The sequence below is a fragment of the Shewanella sp. 433 genome, from assembly GCF_059338565.1.
The window spans coordinates 3,543,938-3,561,808 of the sequence record NZ_CM181703.1 but is presented as its reverse complement, the minus strand read 5'-3'; the positions used below and the strand labels follow the sequence as shown (position 1 = coordinate 3,561,808).

Genomic DNA, 17,871 nt, shown 5'->3' with positions numbered 1-17,871 from the left:
CAGGATGTCGCCGTGGAGCCTCCATGGATGGAATCTCGGCGAGCCAAAAGAGTGTTTGCACATTCCTCGCCGGACAGGCGTTAAGTAGCAATGAAGGTACGACCTTCAAACACATCCAATAAATACGAACTCAGCTAAATGTCAGCTAACACATTACTCACCGTGTAGCAGAAGTATCTGCACACGCCCCTGCCGAACAGGCGTTGTATTAACTCTCGGTCGATGAGATAAGAATATCGAACCTTGGGTTGTCTCTTAGGTTCGCAAAGTCGGCTTCATTGGCGGCTACCTCTCTAAAGGACACGCTGTTTTCAATGGCTTGCTGCAGATCCGACAAGGCGCGATCTTCCTGCCCTAGGCAGGCGAAGGCGCAGGCACGTTGATAGAGCGCATGGGCGTTATTAGAGTCGACTTCGAGCACGCGATTACACAGGCTGAGCGCCCAGTTAAACTCGCGCATCTCCATGGCAGCATCGGCTTTCGAGGTCATGGCTTCAAGATCGCCCGGGCGAATGTTTAAGATCTCATTGTACACCGCGATTTTTTGCTCTGGGGTTTGTGCGCCTTGAGCGTGTAACCATAGGGTATGGATTTCATTAATAATTTCAATATCACGGTTGTTTTTGGTGATGATGCGGCTTTTCCGTTTAAGGTCATTTTCCAACTCCTTAAACTTAGATTCATATTGTTCGGTAATGTTATCGAGCTGATCGGCGGCGAGTTTGGCGGTATTCATTTTTATCTCACGCAGTGATTGCCAGCCGATAAAGGCGATAAGCGAGGCGACGCCAGCGATAATATAAAAGAAGTAGGTCACGGTCACGTTGGCATAGTTAAGTGACTTGTCGGCGACCGACAGCTCGCGGTCGGTAATGCTGACGATCATGCGGCGCTCAAGATCTTGTTGCTCGCTTCTTAACAGTTTCAGTTCATCGAGAATATAGCGCTCAATCAGAGGTCTATCGAGAATATCCGTTTGTGAATGTGCCAATGGGGTTACTGGGGGAGTTTCTGCATCTTCATTATTAGTCGCGGCGTTAACCTGTATCGAAAACTGCATGAAAATAAGGGTTAATAGAGGTAACAACAGGCGTGACATAGCGGATTCCTTTGAGCAAATATAAAGATGTCGTATCAAACAGGTTTGAGCGGATCACACCCTAACAATTTCCACTCCTAGATGCCAACTCCTTGACCATAAAGATAACGATTAAGGCCGGAGTGGCCGTTTTAATTGATAAAAAAAGGGCAGCCCTTACAGGCTGCCTAAATGCAGAGATGATAAACAGATGATAATTAACTATGTATTGCAGCGTATTGGGGTCATCACCTCCTTTTTTCGGGCGAACTCATGATGTTCGCGTTGTTAAATTGCTTGGTAAGCAGGCCGTTGGCCATCTTCATTTGCGCCGACACTATTTTGCCAGTTTGGGGCTAACTTGTTTTGTCAGGCTGGCAAAGCCGCCTTTGAGCACTTTGACATTGTCATAACCCAGATGACGCAGCGCCGTGCCAGCGGCCATGGCGCGAAGGCCTGATTTACACACTATCACCACAGGTTTATCGGTTGGGATCTTGGCGAGGTTTTCTGGGGTAAATAGCTCATTAAGACTAATATCGATTTGCTGGTTTATCCCTAAACCAAAGATGCCACGCTCTTCGGGGGTGCGAATATCGATGGCAAGCATGGGTTGGTTTGATTGAGCCAGCGTTATAAAGGCATCGGGACTCATTAGGCCAATGGCCTTACCCACGGTCGCGCCTTTGGCGCTGTTAAACTGCTGCTGATAGCTTTGGGCTAACTTGGCATCAAAGGCTTGTGCTTGGGCACTGAGGCCGAATGCAACGCAGATTAAGGCAATATTTAAGTACGATTTCATTGGATAGTGTTTCCTTTTATGTCGTGCCGGTGATGGCTAACCGGGCTAAGCTTGCGCATTATTACGACTGCAATTGGCGCTAACAGAGCGACGTTGGCAGTATTCCTTACAGATTTCACACTGTGTTTCATCTCGCAGACCCAGCGCGTTTTCGGCGATGAAAGGTGAGTTGGGCTGTAGATGAGTTGGGCTATTATGAGCTTAGGCATTTGGGGATATATTGAGCTTAATCACACTGCATTCGCCGATGATAAATCAAAAATTCTCAATTAATCAGTGGGTAATCCAGTACTGGTTTTATAGTGTGTATCGGCAAAAATATGGTGTTTATCACTGCTTTTTGCTGTGCAGGGTAGAGACATATTTTGCCGATTTAGATGTTATAAAACCTAAAGCAGATATGCTGATGCTGAATATCAAGGTTATTCAATTGTAAAAATGGCCCACGATGACAAAACTGCGGCGTGAATGGCCATGAGGATATATGAGTGTGTCTATTGCTGAGGTGAGTTAATGTCGTCGGTGGAAGAATAGATTTGAAAGACGGGTTTGAAAGACTGGTTTCAAGGGCTGGCTTGAAGAATTAGCTTGCTGTATTAGTGACAGGCGGTTGTCAGGGTTAAAAGGCGCAGCGTTAGGCCGCGCTCTTGGTCAATAACTCATGTCCCTAAATGGTGTGGTGAGCGCGTTTGATTGGCGCCTTAACTCTTTGGTGGCGATTGAGGCGTTAAAACTGAGAAAAATCGACTTGTGGCAGGTGCTCAAATCCAGGTTTGGCAAACAGGTAGCCCTGCATTAGCTCAATACCAATATCACGCAGCCAAACCATCTCTTCGACAGTTTCTATGCCTTCGGCTAGGCAGGTGATGTTGAGCTCATTAAACATATTGAGGGTGTGTTTTACAATGGCTTGGCGCGCAATGTCTTGGTCGATATTACGGATAAGATCCATGTCGAGCTTAATGATATTGGTCTGGAAATTGGCTAATAAGCCCAGTCCGGCATACCCTGCACCAAAATCATCGATTGCGGTGATAAACCCCAGTGAGCGATAGTATTCGACTACACGTTGAACATGGTTGCTGTCTTCAATTTTTTCCACCTCGGTAAATTCAAACATGATTTTATTGGTGGGAAAGCCATACTCTTTGGCAGCAGCGAGGGTGGTGCGAATGCAGCGCTCGGGTTGATAAATGGCATTAGGTAAAAAATTGATGCTCAGCATAGAGTCGAGCTCAAGCTTAGAGGCCAAGGCAATGGCCTTTACCCGACACGCCTGATCGAAGGCGTAACGATTTTTTTCGGTGACTTGGGAGATAATAGAAAAGGCCGATTCATTATTTAAGCCGCGCACTAAGGCTTCATAGCCAAATATCTGCTGTTGCTTAATATTAATGATGGGCTGAAAGGCCATGGTAAAATCAAAGCATAACTGGGTGTTGTTGGCGCAGTTGCTACAAGAAAATTTGTCGAGATTAAAGTCTGAATTCAAAATGGTTTCTTCCACCAGACATCCCTTGTCAGGTCTAATTTATGGTTAGGTTAGTCGGTTTACTGTGCATCAACAAGTGGTTGAAAGTGATTACAGCACTTGGCGATCCGCTCGGTTGTTAGCCAGATAAAAAAAGTGAAGCTGAGCGCTTCACTTTTATCGGCCAAAAACCTTTTTACTGTATCAATTACTCGCCTTGTTCAACACCGGCGCGATTGATCAGAAATTGGGTTAACAAAGGCACTGGACGGCCAGTTGCCCCCTTGTTTGCGCCACTGTTCCATGCTGTGCCTGCAACGTCGATGTGGGCCCAATTGTACTTTTTGGTAAAGCGTGACAGGAAACACGCCGCGGTGATAGCGCCAGCTGGGCGGCCACCTAAGTTGGTCATGTCGGCAAAGGGGCTTTCAAGGTGCTCTTGATACTCATCCCACAGTGGCATGCGCCATGCGCGGTCACCACTTTGCTCACCCGCATTAAGTAGCTCGTGTGCTAATGGGTTATGTGACGAAAACAGCCCTGAAGCATGCTTACCCAGTGCGATCACGCAGGCGCCCGTTAGGGTCGCGGTATCGATCACCAACTCTGGGTCGAAACGCTCAACGTAAGTCAGTACATCGCATAACACTAAGCGGCCTTCCGCATCGGTATTGAGTACCTCAACGGTTTGCCCCGACATGGTGGTTAAGATATCGCCCGGGCGGTAAGCATTGCTCGACGGCATGTTTTCACAGCCGGCTAAGATGCCCACTACATTGATAGGTAGCTTAAGCTCACATAAGGCTTTCATTGCGCCAATCACACCGGCTGCGCCGCCCATGTCGTACTTCATCTCATCCATGGCTTCGCCAGGTTTGAGAGAAATACCGCCTGAGTCGAAGGTAAGACCTTTACCTATCAATACGATAGGTTTTTCTGTGCTGTCGACCGACCCCTTATATTCCATGACCGTCATGACAGATTCGTTGTCGCTGCCACGACCGACGGCAAGGTAGGAGTTCATGCCCAGTTTGGCCATTTGCTCTTCACCTAGGGTGCTCACTTTTAAGGTGTCGTGGTGCTCGGCAATTTGACGCGCTTGTGAGGCAAGGTAAGCAGGGTTACAGATGTTAGGTGGCATATTGGCCACGTCGCGGCACAGGTGCATCCCTGAAGAGACGGCCATGCCGTGTTCGATAGCCCGTTCGCCTAAGGTCAGTTCGCGGCGGGTAGGCACATTAAACACTAATTTGCGCAGCGGACGACGGGTTTCGCCTTTGCGAGTCTTGAGTGCATCGAAGCAGTACAAGCTGTTTTGGGTGGTTTCGACCGCTTCGCGGACTTTCCAGTAGGTATCGCGCCCTTTAACATGCAGCTCGGTTAAAAAGCACACCGCTTCCATCGAACCCGTTTCATTGAGGGTGTTAATGGTTTTGGTGATGATCTGCTTGTATTGGCGCTCATCGAGCTCGCGCTCTTTGCCACAGCCAACCAATAGTACGCGCTCACTTAGCACGTTAGGTACATGATGCAACAGTAGCATCTGTCCAGGTTTACCTTCTAAATCGCCACGGCGTAAAAGGTTACTAATATAGCCTTCACTGATTTTGTCGAGTTGCTCTGCAATACCAGATAGGCGTCTAGGTTCATAGACACCAACGACAATACAGGCTGACCGTTGTTTTTCTGGGCTGCCGCTCTTAACGCTAAACTCCATGAGCTCTCCTAGATTCTTAAAGACAAATTTTATTATTTATTAGATAATGTCTGCTTATGTCCAAATCGTCCCTAAAAAATGGTACACCGCTGTTAATTTTATGGGTGTTCTTCTGCCAAGTTTAGTTAAGGTTTGGTCACAAAACTACCAAAAGTAGACAGTCTACATGAAAAGTAGGCTGACACCAGCATAAATATAAGTTTAGGGACTGGATCCTGCCTGTGATTGTATTTAGATACTTGATTCGAGAAGTTTTAAAAGCGCAAATGGCGGTACTTTTAGTGCTGTTAGCTATTTTTATTAGCCAACATTTTGTCCGCGTACTTGCTGATGCATCCGAAGGAGAGTTTCCGGCCTCCTTAGTCATGACCCTGCTTGGCCTTAACCTGCCTTACCTTGCCGTACTTGTAGTGCCCTTAAGCCTGTTTTTGGGCATTTTGGTGGCCCATGGGCGCATGTATGCCGAAAGTGAAATGGTGGTGTTACATGGGGTCGGGGTAAGCGAATGGTATATCACCCGCGTCACTCTACTGCTGGCGCTAGCCAATATGCTGTTTACCGGCATATTATCGATTTATGTGACGCCTTGGGCCGAAGAGGCGCAAAATCGCGTGTTAGAACATGCCCAGTCTGAAGCGGGACTCGCGGCAATCACTCAAGGGCGTTTTCAAACCAGCCCCAATGGTCGAGCGGTATTGTTTGTTGAACGTATTGGCCGTGACAATCAACTAGATAAAGTATTTGTGGCCCAGTTACCTGATCCTGAGGATGATTCGGGGCAATCCAACATCGTTGTCGCTCATGGGGGCAGTGTGGTGGAAGATGAATCGGGCGCGCAAAGGCTCAAGCTAAACGAGGGCACTCAGTACCAAAATACTCCTAATCAACTCGACTATCAGTTGGTTGAATTTAGCGGGTATGAGATGCAGATTAAAGAGCAAGAGGTGGATCAGCGAAGGCGTAAGTTGTCGGCTTTGCCTATCGACCAATTGATGGCCACCGAAGGGGCGGGCGCCGTCGCCGAGTTCCATTGGCGTTTGGCCATTCCGTTGGCGATCCCCTTTATGACCTTAATTGCCGTGCCCATGGCGCGGGTTAATGTGCGTCAAGGTAAGTTTGCCAAGATGTTTCCGGCGATTTTACTTTACCTAGGTTATTTTGGTTTGATGATTGCCGGGCGTAAAGCACTCGAAGATGAGGTGATCCCGGCCTATTTAGGCATGTGGTGGATCCATGCGTCGGCGCTGTTGTTAGGCATATTGCTACTGGGTAAGGAACGACCTTTTGGCGCCAAACTTGCTGGCCTTCTAAGACGTAAGAAGGTGGCCGCATGAGAATTTTAGATTTCTATATCGCCCGCACCCTGATCACCACCTCGGCATTGTGCTTGCTGGTGCTTACCGGTTTGTCGGGCATTATTAAGTGGGTCGATCAACTGCGTGTCGTGGGGCGCGGCAGTTATTCCATGGTGGATGCAGGCATTTACGTGCTGTTTTTGATCCCCCGTGATATTGAGATGTTTTTCCCGATGGCGGTGCTACTCGGCGCGTTGATCGGCATGGGCATGCTGGCCTCTAACTCTGAGTTAGTGGTGATGCAGTCATCTGGTTTGTCACGCTTTCAAATTACCTTATCGGCGATGAAAACCGCGGTGCCACTGATGCTAATTGTGATGGCCTTGGGGGAATGGGGCGCACCCGTTGCCGAGCGTCACGCGAAAGAGTTGCAAGCGGTGAAAGTGTCTGGCGGTAGTCTGTTTAAATCCAGCCGTGGGATCTGGGCTAAAGATGGCGATCTATTTGTTAATATAGGTGAAATCCAAAGTATTGATAACCTACGTAATATTGTACTGTATGAGTTTGACGCCGAACTCAACCTGGTGCGCACGATTGCGGCAAAGCGCGGAGTCTATTCGGGCGATCATTGGCGCCTCTTGGATGTGCGTCAAACCTTGCTGGAACAAGATAGGGTGAGCTCGAGCAATTTAACCCTTTACCGCTGGGAATCGACGCTTACGCCAGATAAGCTTAGCGTGGTGTCGGTGAAACCCGAGGGCTTGTCTATCGAAGGCTTGGTGGATTATCTGGACTATTTAAAGATTAACAATCAAGATTCCGGTCGTTATGAACTGGCACTATGGCGTAAGGTGATGCAGCCAGTGACCGTGGCGGTAATGATGTTGGTGGCGCTGTCGTTTGTATTTGGGCCGCTGCGCACCGTGACCATGGGCGCCAGAGTGTTATTGGGGGTGATGGCCGGTTTCAGTTTTTATATCTGTAATGAGATATTTGGCCCCATGACCTTAGTGTATGGCTTACCGCCTATTCTTGGGGCGATAATGCCGCCTTTGATCTTCAGTAGCTTGGCGATTTACTACATTCGTAAATAAGGCTGAAAGGTTTAAACTCGTTGCGCGAAAACCTAGCACCTAGCACAAAAAAGGACCATTGAATGGTCCTTTTTTGATGCTGGTGTTGAGGGTTATACCCCGTGCCAATTACGCAGTTGGTTGGCTTCTTTAGACAATACCACCACTTCAGAGCGGGTCATCATATCTTGCAGCGCGAGCTTGTCGCCATTGATTAAGATCCACAAATTACCTATGCCAAGCAGTGACCAGACTAAACGTGCGGTGGCGGTGATCACACTCAGGCTTTGGCCGTTAGGGTGTTGGAGCTTCAGACGCCAAGCGCGCATGCCGAGGGTTTGGCCGCCGTAACTCCAAAACAGGACGTAAAACAGCCCTACACACAAGGCGATCCACAGCTGATACAGACCTTGATAAAGCGGGGTGCCGTTGAGCAGATCGGAGACATGATCAACACCTTGCATCGATAACATGCCGCTGGCGGTGAGTGCGATAAAGACACCAAAGCCGATGGCGCCAGCGATCATATATACCGCCACGGCCAGTAATAAGTCATAAACGATGGCCCCGAGGCGGCGAATAAATCCCGCCCGAGGAAAGTTAGCGTGTTCACTATTGGACATTTGAGTTCCTACATCTACAGGTTAGCTAGGGCTGTTATGGCTGCCATTAAGATCTGATTATTCGACTTCATCGCGAATAAAGTGAATTTTGGTAAAGCCAAAGCGCTCAAACTCTTTTAAGCGATAATCTTTTACCGCTTGTGAGCCTTTAGAGGTCATCGCCACTTGGGCTTCCATCGCATGATAACGGGTCAAATCGACCCCTTCGGCGGCTGCAACCGCTTCATACATGTCGTTATACTTGTCGTAAACGAAGTTGATCTCTTTGTACTGCTTGTTAAAGGTGTAACCGACTCTACGGGCCATATTGCTCTCTTAAATATGTAATTAACTAATTTTTCATCGACTTACAGACCCAGCTCAAGCTAACGGATACACCATATAGCAGGCGTCAGCGGGGTAGTCGTCGAGAGATTTGCTGATTATACGCGATTTAAAGCCTAATCGTTGCCAATATGTGTGAGCACCGCCCACGGCCACTAAAGAGATACTGGCCACATTGTGCTGTTTGGCGTTATCGATTAAGCGCTTAAAGATCTGTTCACCCGCGCCTAAACCTCTGGCCTTGGATGATAAGGCGATGTCGTGCAGATACAGGGTATTGCAGCGGCTAGGCTGAGTTACTACCTGCTCTAATGTTGGCGGCTGATCCAATTGCCATGGATGGGCGAGGCAATAGCCAATCAGTTGCTCGTTACGTTCGATGGCGTAGCAAGAGTCTGGTGACAGTTGTACCTTACTTTGCAGTGCCTGTAGCGATTCGGGTTCGATATTGGGGTAGCACTCATCTTGGATCTGCAGTATCGCGGGCCAGTCAGCGGCGTGAATAGGGCGGATAATCATGGCGGTTGTACTCTATGAGTCGCTTTCTTGTCAGTGGTGATTAATGTTGATGGTCTCACAGCTGGCTAGGCTAATCAATTTGGGCGTTATAAGCCGCCCCGTGATGGCAAGTACAGGGTGATCACGGTGCGACTATCTAGATGCCATTACCCCAGGAAAATTAGAGGTAGCGAGTCATTAAATGCTGCTTAAAGTGCGCCGGGTTTAGTGTCTCTCCAGTGGCGGCGATGACTAACTCATCAGTTGTCAGTAATGCGCCTTTCGACCAAATATGGTCCTGTAACCATTGGGTCACTAATGTCAGTTCGCCCGCGGCAATTAAGGCATCGATACTGCCAATTTGGTTTTGCATGCTGGCGCTAAATTGGGCTGCATACATGGCGCCTAAACTATAGCTTGGGAAGTAACCCAGTTCACCCACTGGCCAGTGAATATCTTGCATACAGCCGTTGCGGTAATCCCCCAGGGTGGATAGGCCTAAGAGTGATTGCATCGAGGTGTCCCAAAATTCGGGCAGATCGGCTACCGTTAAACGACCCTCAATCAGGTCTTTTTCCACCTCATAGCGCAACATGATATGGCAGGGATAAGTGACCTCATCGGCATCGACGCGAATGCGCCCCGGTGACACTCGAGTGAGCCAATGTTGTAGCTCAAGTTCACTGAGCTGGCAGCCTAAATGGTGATTAATGCGTTGCAGTAATAGCGGCAATATGCCCGTGCCGCGCGCCATCTGCATCTCAAAAAATAGACTTTGGCTTTCATGTATCGCCATGGATCGTGCATTACCTGCGGGCTGGCCGCGCCACTCAAGGGGTAAGCCTTGCTCGTATCTGGCGTGGCCAGTTTCATGGATAGTGCTAAAGAGTGCTGTTAAAAAGTCATGCTCATCATAGCGGGTTGTGATGCGCACATCGCCCGGAACTCCGCCTGAAAAGGGGTGGCTGCTGGTATCGAGTCGGCCCTGCTTAAAGTCAAACCCCAGCAAGGTCATCACATCTAGATTGAGCGCTTTTTGCTGGGCGATTGTCGCGTGAGGCAGCGTCTTGGTCGGCCACTCTTGCTGCTTGGCTTGTACCTGCTGGATGAGCGAGGGTAACCAGGTTTTGAGGTCGCCAAACACGCGATCAATTTGCGCCATAGTGGTACCGGGCTCAAATTTATTCAGCAGCGCATCGTAGGGCGCAAGCTGCTGTGCCTCACCTAAGATCTGCGCCTCTTCTCGCACCAAGGCGATAACGGCTTCTAAATTTGGTTTAAATCCTTGCCAGTCGTTTTGTTGTCGCTGGGCGCGCCAGGCATGTTCACAAGTATAGGTTAATTGCGTTTTCGCCTGCACCAACTTGCCCGGCAGCGCGGTCGCTTGTAGCTGCTGATAGCGCATTTCACGCAGGTTAGCCTGTTGCGCGGCAGATAAGGGCTCGTCGGCCGCGCGGGCCAAGTGTTCCGCTAGGCTGGGGGCGGTTTTTAATGCATGAATGTGCAAGGCTAATTGCGCCATCGCTTCACCCCGCGCCTGACTGCCGCCCGCTGGCATCATGGTGGCTTGATCCCAGTCACCAAGGGCTTGTAAGTGCTCAAAATGATAGATGGTTTTAAACTGCTGGCACAGGGCATTGTAGTGTGATCTTGATGTCATGGGCTGTCTCGTTGGCTGGCTATCGGGGTTATTTTAGTTATTTGACGAGCAGGGCAAGCGCCGGCTGTCGATTATTAGGATAGAGCTTATAGGCCTTATGATGCTTAATTAAGCTGGCTTTTTTATTCCCCGCGCTGAGCAACAATTGATGCTCGGCGGCTAACTTAGCGAGCGCTTGTTCATCGCTGCGCACATAAAGGGTAATAGGTTTTAGTAATTTACCCTCGGCAATATCTTGCTCATATTGCTCCACTGAGATGATTAAGCTGTTGCGGCCATCGCTGTCGAGCTTGAGTTTGCCACTGACTTCGCAATCCACAATCACCAACCAGTCATCCTCGTTGAGAGAGTCGAGCATAGTTTGCAGCGATGCCCCAATGGTGTGGTTGTCCATCGCTGCGCGGTATTGCTGGTCGATACGAGCCAGTAACCCCGGCAGATTAGCTGCGGCGCCCATGCTACGTCCGTCGCGGATCCAGTGATTCAGATCGTCAGCCACCAGTTTTGAAAAACGGCGCTCCTTTAACGATTGCGCCATCCAACTGCAGATAAAGTGACTCTCGGCCGCGGCGGTTTTAAGGGCGTTGGGGCTGTCGGCGCGTGCAGCTAAAGCGGCCAGTCCTGCTTGCGCTAATTCAACGAGGGCTTGATTATAGGTTTGCTCTGTCATGGTTTCTCCGAGCACAAAAAAAGGGGGCAATTTGCCCGCCGAGTATACCTTATGTTGTCGCTAACGCCCTAGAGTGCGGTGATCACCCTGTGCTTGTTCGCGATAGCGAACGATGCTGAGGCTATTAGTGGCACGCGGCTTACGATGCATAATTAAGCGCGGTGCACAAAAAAGGCACCGTTAAGTGCCTTAATTGTTTAGTAAATAATTTTGTGACCGTACGTCGATTATTTTTGCTTCTTAATTTTAGCGTTTGCCGAGTTCTTCACTTTGACGCGGCGAGCGCCCATGTTCTTCTCAGCGATCACTTGCGCGCCCACATTGTCGCTACGCTGTTGCTTTTTAGCAAAGCTGCGACGTTTTTGCAGCTGTTTAATCAGCAGCTCACGACTGCCCACTTCGTAGCCCGGAATAGTGATGCGGCGGATCTTAGTGCCGATCAATTTTTCGATATCGGCTAAGGTGCGCTCCTCTTCACGGCTCACCAAAGAGATGGCGACGCCGCTGCGACCGGCACGGCCTGTACGGCCAATACGATGCACATAGTCTTCGGCGAGGAAGGGCAGATCATAGTTAACCACATATTCCAGCGCTGGGATGTCTAAGCCACGAGCGGCCACTTCGGTCGCAACCAATGCGCGTACCTTGCCCTCTTTAAATTCGCGCAGCGCACGGCGGCGATTGCCTTGGGCTTTTTCACTGTGGACCACGGCCGCAGGAATGCCGTCAAGGTTAAGTTCTTTCACTAAGGTGTCGGCCGCTTCACGGGTGGCGGTAAACACCAACACCTGTTGCCAGTTTTTCTTACCGATAAGCTCAGACAGTAACTCACGCTTGCGGCGTTGCTCTACCGGATAAACCACTTGGCTGACGGTTACCGCTGTGGTGTTTTGTTTGTCCACGCTGATAAGCTTTGGTTTAACCAACATTTCGTTAGCCAGTTGCTTAACGGCATTAGAGAAGGTCGCCGAGAACAACAGGTTTTGACGCTTGCTGTTTACTGCTTGTAAGATTTTTTGAATGTCGCTGATAAAGCCCATATCCAACATACGGTCGGCTTCATCGAGTACCAAAAATTCCACATTCGACAGGCTCAAGTTACAGGCTTGGATATGCTCGAGTAAGCGCCCGGGCGTGGCGACAATAATGTCGGCCCCTTTTTTCAGCTTTTGCGCTTGGGTATCCATCTTGACGCCGCCATAAATGGTCAGCACAGAGATAGGCAGATAGCGGCTGTACTCTTTGATATTGTCAGCCACTTGAGCCGCGAGCTCTCGGGTGGGCGCTAAAATTAAGGCGCGGGTGTTTGAGCGTTGGGTTTCGCTTGGCTTATCAACCATCTTTTGCAGTATCGGCAACGCGAAGGCTGCTGTTTTACCAGTACCGGTTTGTGCACTAGCCAGTACATCTTGACCACGGCGAATCGCTGGAATCGCTTGCTGCTGAATAGGCGTCATTTTTTGATAGCCACAATCGGAGATAGCACGCACAATCTCTGGAGCAAAACTAAAAGATTCAAATCTCATTGGGGTATCCTGTTTTTACCTATTCAACATATCGACAATATAACAATTTAGTTTGGTCTATTTAATCAGTAGAGAACGCATCGCTAGATTAATGACCGACGCCAAATGGCGGCCGCGGAGTATAGCAAAATTTTTGGTTAAAACCTGCACTTTTATTGTATTGGGGTAAGTGCGCTTAATAAAGTTCGAGCTTTGGATGTAATGCTAGGTAAGCCCTGAGTGAGTTTTTATCAGTAGAAATAAAAACAGCACCTAGATTCGGTGCTGTTTATCGATATTTTTTACAGAAAAGTTGTCATCACTTGAACGTAACTTAAATCGCTGCGGTTGCTTGTAATAGCCAAGCTAGCGCGTCACCTTGCATTAATGGTGATAAGGTGTCACGCACTCGTTGATGATAATCATTAAGCCAAGTGAGCTCCTGCGTTGTCAGCAACTGGCGCTCAACTAGGCGCGTATCAATGGGGATTAAGGTGAGCGCATCAAACTCATACATCTCTCGTTCAGCCCCAGCCAATGCTTGGCATGGACGAATGGCGACTAAGTTTTCGATGCGAATACCAAACGCATCGGCGCGGTAATATCCTGGCTCATTGGACAGTACCATGCCGGGCAATAAAGCCACATTGTTGCTGTTTTTACCGATCCGCTGTGGTCCCTCGTGCACACTTAAGAAGTGGCCGACGCCATGGCCGGTGCCATGATCATAATCGAAGCCGTGCTGCCACAGGTATTGGCGCGCAAAGCCATCGAGCTGTTGCCCTGTGGTGCCTTTAGGGAAGCGTGCTTGGTCAAGTGCGATATGGCCTTTAAGCACTAAGGTGAACATCTTACGCTGCTCATCGGTGACATCACCAATGGCGATAGTGCGAGTCACATCTGTGGTGCCATCGAGGTATTGCGCGCCAGAGTCGACCAGATAGAGACTGTTCATGCTCATCATAGCGGGCGTGCCATTGTTATGATTGTAATGGCACATCGCCGCATTCGCGCCAGCGGCCGAAATGGTATCGAAACTCGGCTCGCGATAGCGCGGGTCGGTTAGGCGAAAGCTTTCCAATTTATCGGCCAGTTGGCCTTCATCATAGAGACGTTTGGCGGCCACTTCGTTGTCTAACCACGCTAAAAATTGGCTGACGGCCACACCATCACGGATATGACTGGCGGTCATGCCGGCTAATTCTGCTGGGTTTTTCTGCGCCTTGGGTAAGGCGACCGGATCGTCACCTGTGATGAGCTTAGCGCCATGTTGCTCGGCAACCAGTTGCATCCAAGCGTTGGCGTTGTTGGGGTCAGCCAATAGCTTAACGCCATTGAGTTGGCTTAGCGCAGTTTCGAGTTCGCTTTCAGCGTTAAAGCTGACGCCTGCGCCTACGTGTTCGCTGATGCCTGCGGGCAGTTTATTGATGTCGGTAAATAACACCATATCGCCATTGGCATGCAGCAAAGCGGTGCCCAGTACCACAGGTAAGCGAGGCACATCGCGGCCACGAATATTCAGCAACCAGCAAAATGAGTCCAGTGCGGCGATAAGCGCCGCATTGGCGCCGGCTTGTTTAATCAATTGGCCAATGTGGATGCGCTTGTCGTGGCTGCTGGCCCCGGCGCTTTGTTGATCAAATAAAATGATCTCATGGGTCGATGCTGCAGGGCGATTATGCCAATGCCTGTCGATAGGGTTGTCGCTGACACAGACCAGCTCAATGCCTGCGCGTTCGAGCTGGGTCTTGGCATCTTGATACCAACTCAGTGAATGTAAGCGTGCATCGACGCCGACCTTAGCCCCGCTCGGCAGCTGTGTTATTAACCAGGGGATCTGCGGCGTGTCGGTGAGGCTTTGATATTGAAACAGCGTCTCATCGACTTGTTGTTTCACTTGCACTGTGTAACGGCCATCGACAAAGATGGCTGCGTGCTCTTTTAACACGATAGCCATACCGGCAGAGCCGGTGAAATGGGTTAACCAGTGTAAACGCTCGTTGCGTTCTGGCACATATTCGCCGAGGTATTCATCGGCTCGAGGGACGATAAAAGCATCGATATTAGCGGTCGTCATCTCGGCGCGCACGGCGCTAAGGCGTTCTGCAATCGGTTGGGTCATTATGGCTCCTGTTATTACCACAATCTTGTGGCGTCGGGCTTTAAGTGCAAGGATTATCGCAGTTGCTGGCGTGGGTTGGAAGTGCCGTTAAGGATTTGTACTAGATTGCAACGGCCATACTGGTTTATCTTGTATCGATAATAATGACAATAAGATAACTGACCAGGAAGTAAGCTAATGCCAAGAAATGTATGGGTATTAACCCTAGCGCAGGCGTTCGCCATGAGCGCCACGCCGATGATGATGTTGCTAGGGGGCTTAATTGGTGTCGAGCTGGCCCCAAGCGCCGCATTAGCGACGCTACCCATCGCCATGATGGTGATAGGCGTAGCGTTATCGGTAATTCCAGTGAGCCGCTTAATGCGCCGTTTTGGGCGTAAAACAGTGTTTATTTCGGGGGCATTGTTAGGCGCCTGCGCCGGTGTGGTTGCGGCGATTGCCACGCAGTTGCATTGGTTTGGCTTATTCTGTGTGAGCGGTTTTATGCTGGGCGCAGCCGGGGCGGTGGTGCAGCAGTATCGATTTGCGGCGATGGAGTCGGTGGCAGCCATTGATGGGGCTAAAGCCGCATCACGGGTGTTAGTCGGCGGGCTGGTGGCGGCGTTCTTTGGCCCCGAATTGGCAGTCTTAGGATCTGAGCTGATAAGCCAGCCTTATGTGGGCGCTTTTATCTTTTTAACCTTAGTGTGCCTAACCGCTGCGGTGATATTAAGCTTTTATGAAAACGTCGATGCGCCGATGGGGCGTCAGGTGGTTAAGCGCCGCGACGGTCGAGACTTAAAGCAGATCTTGTTGCAACCTCAGATTTGGACCGCCATCGGCGCGGCCACCATAGGTTATGGCATGATGAGTTTTATTATGACCGCGACACCACTGCATATGCACCATGTTGAGCACCATTCATTAGCCGATACTAAATGGGTTATCCAAAGTCACATTATTGCGATGTATTTCCCCTCATTATTCAGTGGTTATTTGATGTCAAAATTTGGCCCCAAACCTATGATGCTGGTGGGGCTTGCCGCCTATGGGATCACCATTGTGGTGGCTTTGCTGGGGCATGATCTGCTTAATTACTGGCTGGCACTGGTGTTACTCGGGATCGGTTGGAATTTTCTCTTTGTGGGTGGGACGGTACTGTTACCGCAATTTTATCATAGTGATGAGCGTTTTAAGGTGCAGTCCTTTAACGATGCTTTTGTTTTTAGCGCCCAAGCGGTGGCATCACTCAGCGCCGGCTGGGTGTTACATAATATGGGCTGGGAAGTGATGCTCGTGACCTGCATTCCGTTGATCGCCATGCATTTGTTGTTGATGGCGTGGGGGCGAATAACGGTAAGCAAAGAGCAGAAACTTGAGTTATAGCCTGAGCCTTAACGGGCTTATTGAACTTCTATTTATTAACCCTGAGTGGGCCAATCGCGGCGCACGATTTGCTATTTAATCACGGCTAAATTTTTGTATACTTTATGCCAAATAATCATCCCTTCATTTAATCAGATGAGTGGCGCTAACAGGTTAGCGCCGACGCATCAAAGGTAGTGTAATGACAATAACGACGACAAACGGTATAGGTGGTTCAACGCCGGCACAGGAATTGGCCAAGCTTGTTGATATGACTCAAGGGGTTGAGGCGATAGGCTACGCTGAATATCAGGCAAGAATTGCCAAGGCGCAGGCATTAATGCAAGCGCAGGGGATAGATGCCATCTACCTTAATGCGGGGACTAATCTGTATTATTTTACCGGCACGCGCTGGTATGCTAGCGAGCGCATGGTGGGGGCTATCTTACCGGCTAACGGTGCGTTGCAATATATCGCGCCGGCATTTGAATTATCGACCCTACTCGGCTTTATGGTGATTGAAGGCGAGGTGAATACTTGGCATGAAGATGAGAGCCCTTATGCCTTGTGCGCTAAGGTATTAGCGCAGATGGGCGTAGCGCAAGGTAAGGTCGGTATCGATGAATCTGCCGCCTTTTTTATCTTTGACGGTGTGCGTCAAGTGGCGCCGCATCTTGAGTATGTCAATGCTAAAACCATTACTGCGGGCTGCCGCATGATAAAATCGGCTCAGGAGTTAGCCCTGCTGCAACGGGCGAAAGAGATGACCTTAGCGGTGCACCAAGCGGCGGCGCGTATCTTATATGAAGGGATCACGGTAGCCGAGGTAGAAGCCTTTATCAACGACGCGCATAAGGCGGTCGGCATTGCTGCTGGCTCTTATTTTTGTATTGTACTCTTTGGTGAAGACACCGCTTACCCCCATGGAGTGAAATCGCCTAAGGCGTTAGCATTAAATGACACTGTGCTTATCGATACTGGTTGCCAGTTACATGGGTATAATTCAGATATTACTCGCACCTATGTGTTTGGCACGCCTAGTGCGCGCCAGCGACAGTTATGGCAGTTAGAGCAAGAGGCTCAGCTTGCGGCATTTGATGCGGCTCAAATTGGCGCGACCTGTGCTAGTGTCGATCGCGCCGCGCGTGATGTGCTGGAGGCCGCAGGTTTTGGCCCTGGATATGACGTGCCAGGGTTGCCACATCGTACCGGTCACGGTGTTGGACTCGATATCCATGAGTGGCCCTATTTGGTATTAAACGATCACACACCACTGGCAGCGGGAATGTGCTTTAGTAATGAGCCTATGCTGTGTGTGCCGGGTGAGTTTGGTGTGCGGCATGAAGATCACTTTTACATGACAGAGCAGGGCCCAGTATGGTTTACCGAGCCTGCTCACTCAATCGATAACCCATTTGGGTACTAGGGTCTGTTGATCTTTCAAGGTTGTTTTTGCAGCGAATTGCTGGGCATTTATACAAGGCAGAAGCTTTGTGGTGTAGTTGTTCTACATAAAAAGCTGAGAACGCAGTAGAAATGACCAACAAACGCTGCCCGAAGGGGTCGGCTAAAAACGTTTTACTCTTTGTTAAGTGAATTTTGCTTAGATGACTAGGCTGCAATCCACTCGCCTCAATTAAAACGTTTTTGTCTCGAACAAAATTCAACCAGCAAAGATCAACAGGCCCT

15 protein-coding genes are annotated in these 17,871 nt (G+C 49.6%); 4 read left to right on the top strand and 11 right to left on the bottom strand.

Annotated features, from left to right (window positions below; translation table 11 throughout):
- Window positions 1-208: 208 nt before the first annotated feature.
- The 4 genes from AC5YB1_RS15795 to pepA form a co-directional block, all read right to left on the bottom strand.
- A complete protein-coding gene (locus AC5YB1_RS15795) occupies window positions 209-1,099 on the bottom strand; it encodes a TPR end-of-group domain-containing protein (protein WP_475515972.1) in 891 nt (296 codons plus the stop codon).
- A gap of 316 nt (window positions 1,100-1,415) precedes the next feature.
- Window positions 1,416-1,880 carry a rhodanese-like domain-containing protein gene (locus AC5YB1_RS15790; protein WP_494519943.1) on the bottom strand — a complete coding sequence of 155 codons (465 nt, stop codon included), beginning with the start codon at window positions 1,878-1,880 and terminating at the stop codon, window positions 1,416-1,418.
- Window positions 1,881-2,607: 727 nt separating this feature from the next.
- Entirely contained in the window at window positions 2,608-3,387 is a 780-nt protein-coding gene (locus tag AC5YB1_RS15785; protein WP_475515974.1) for an EAL domain-containing protein, read from the bottom strand.
- 172 nt (window positions 3,388-3,559) lie between these two features.
- Window positions 3,560-5,068, bottom strand: coding sequence for a leucyl aminopeptidase (gene pepA / locus AC5YB1_RS15780; protein WP_494519942.1), 1,509 nt, complete (start codon window positions 5,066-5,068; stop codon window positions 3,560-3,562).
- Between the two features lie 221 nt (window positions 5,069-5,289).
- Between pepA and lptF the strand changes: the two genes are divergently transcribed.
- Window positions 5,290-6,402, top strand: a complete 1,113-nt coding sequence (gene lptF / locus AC5YB1_RS15775; protein WP_494519941.1) for an LPS export ABC transporter permease LptF — start codon at window positions 5,290-5,292, stop codon at window positions 6,400-6,402.
- Window positions 6,399-7,457, top strand: a complete 1,059-nt coding sequence (gene lptG, locus AC5YB1_RS15770; protein WP_475515977.1) for an LPS export ABC transporter permease LptG — start codon at window positions 6,399-6,401, stop codon at window positions 7,455-7,457. Before lptF ends, lptG begins: the two co-directional genes overlap by 4 nt.
- Before the next feature lie 92 nt (window positions 7,458-7,549).
- On the opposite strand, the gene AC5YB1_RS15765 is transcribed toward lptG, so the two are convergent.
- From AC5YB1_RS15765 to AC5YB1_RS15735, 7 genes are all read right to left on the bottom strand, one after another.
- Complete coding sequence (locus AC5YB1_RS15765; protein ID WP_494519940.1) at window positions 7,550-8,059, bottom strand: RDD family protein; 510 nt, start codon at window positions 8,057-8,059, stop codon at window positions 7,550-7,552.
- Window positions 8,060-8,116: 57 nt separating this feature from the next.
- On the bottom strand, window positions 8,117-8,365 hold the full coding sequence (locus AC5YB1_RS15760; RefSeq protein ID WP_110456014.1) for a DUF2960 domain-containing protein: 249 nt from the start codon (window positions 8,363-8,365) through the stop codon (window positions 8,117-8,119).
- 54 nt (window positions 8,366-8,419) lie between these two features.
- On the bottom strand, window positions 8,420-8,902 hold the full coding sequence (locus tag AC5YB1_RS15755) for a GNAT family N-acetyltransferase (RefSeq protein WP_475515979.1): 483 nt from the start codon (window positions 8,900-8,902) through the stop codon (window positions 8,420-8,422).
- 160 nt (window positions 8,903-9,062) lie between these two features.
- Window positions 9,063-10,541 (bottom strand): carboxypeptidase M32, encoded by a 1,479-nt coding sequence (locus AC5YB1_RS15750; protein WP_494519939.1) that lies wholly within the window; start codon window positions 10,539-10,541, stop codon window positions 9,063-9,065.
- 37 nt (window positions 10,542-10,578) lie between these two features.
- Complete coding sequence (locus AC5YB1_RS15745) at window positions 10,579-11,211, bottom strand: DUF2913 family protein (protein ID WP_475515981.1); 633 nt, start codon at window positions 11,209-11,211, stop codon at window positions 10,579-10,581.
- Between the two features lie 227 nt (window positions 11,212-11,438).
- Window positions 11,439-12,737, bottom strand: a complete 1,299-nt coding sequence (locus AC5YB1_RS15740) for a DEAD/DEAH box helicase (protein ID WP_475515982.1) — start codon at window positions 12,735-12,737, stop codon at window positions 11,439-11,441.
- Window positions 12,738-13,050: 313 nt separating this feature from the next.
- On the bottom strand, window positions 13,051-14,838 hold the full coding sequence (locus AC5YB1_RS15735) for an aminopeptidase P family protein (protein WP_494519938.1): 1,788 nt from the start codon (window positions 14,836-14,838) through the stop codon (window positions 13,051-13,053).
- A gap of 177 nt (window positions 14,839-15,015) precedes the next feature.
- Here AC5YB1_RS15735 and AC5YB1_RS15730 point away from each other — a divergent pair, with 177 nt between their 5' ends.
- Both AC5YB1_RS15730 and AC5YB1_RS15725 read left to right on the top strand, forming a co-directional pair.
- A complete protein-coding gene (locus AC5YB1_RS15730) occupies window positions 15,016-16,203 on the top strand; it encodes an MFS transporter (protein ID WP_494519937.1) in 1,188 nt (395 codons plus the stop codon).
- Window positions 16,204-16,384: 181 nt separating this feature from the next.
- Window positions 16,385-17,608 (top strand): M24 family metallopeptidase, encoded by a 1,224-nt coding sequence (locus AC5YB1_RS15725; protein WP_494519936.1) that lies wholly within the window; start codon window positions 16,385-16,387, stop codon window positions 17,606-17,608.
- The last annotated feature ends 263 nt before the right edge of the window (window positions 17,609-17,871 follow it).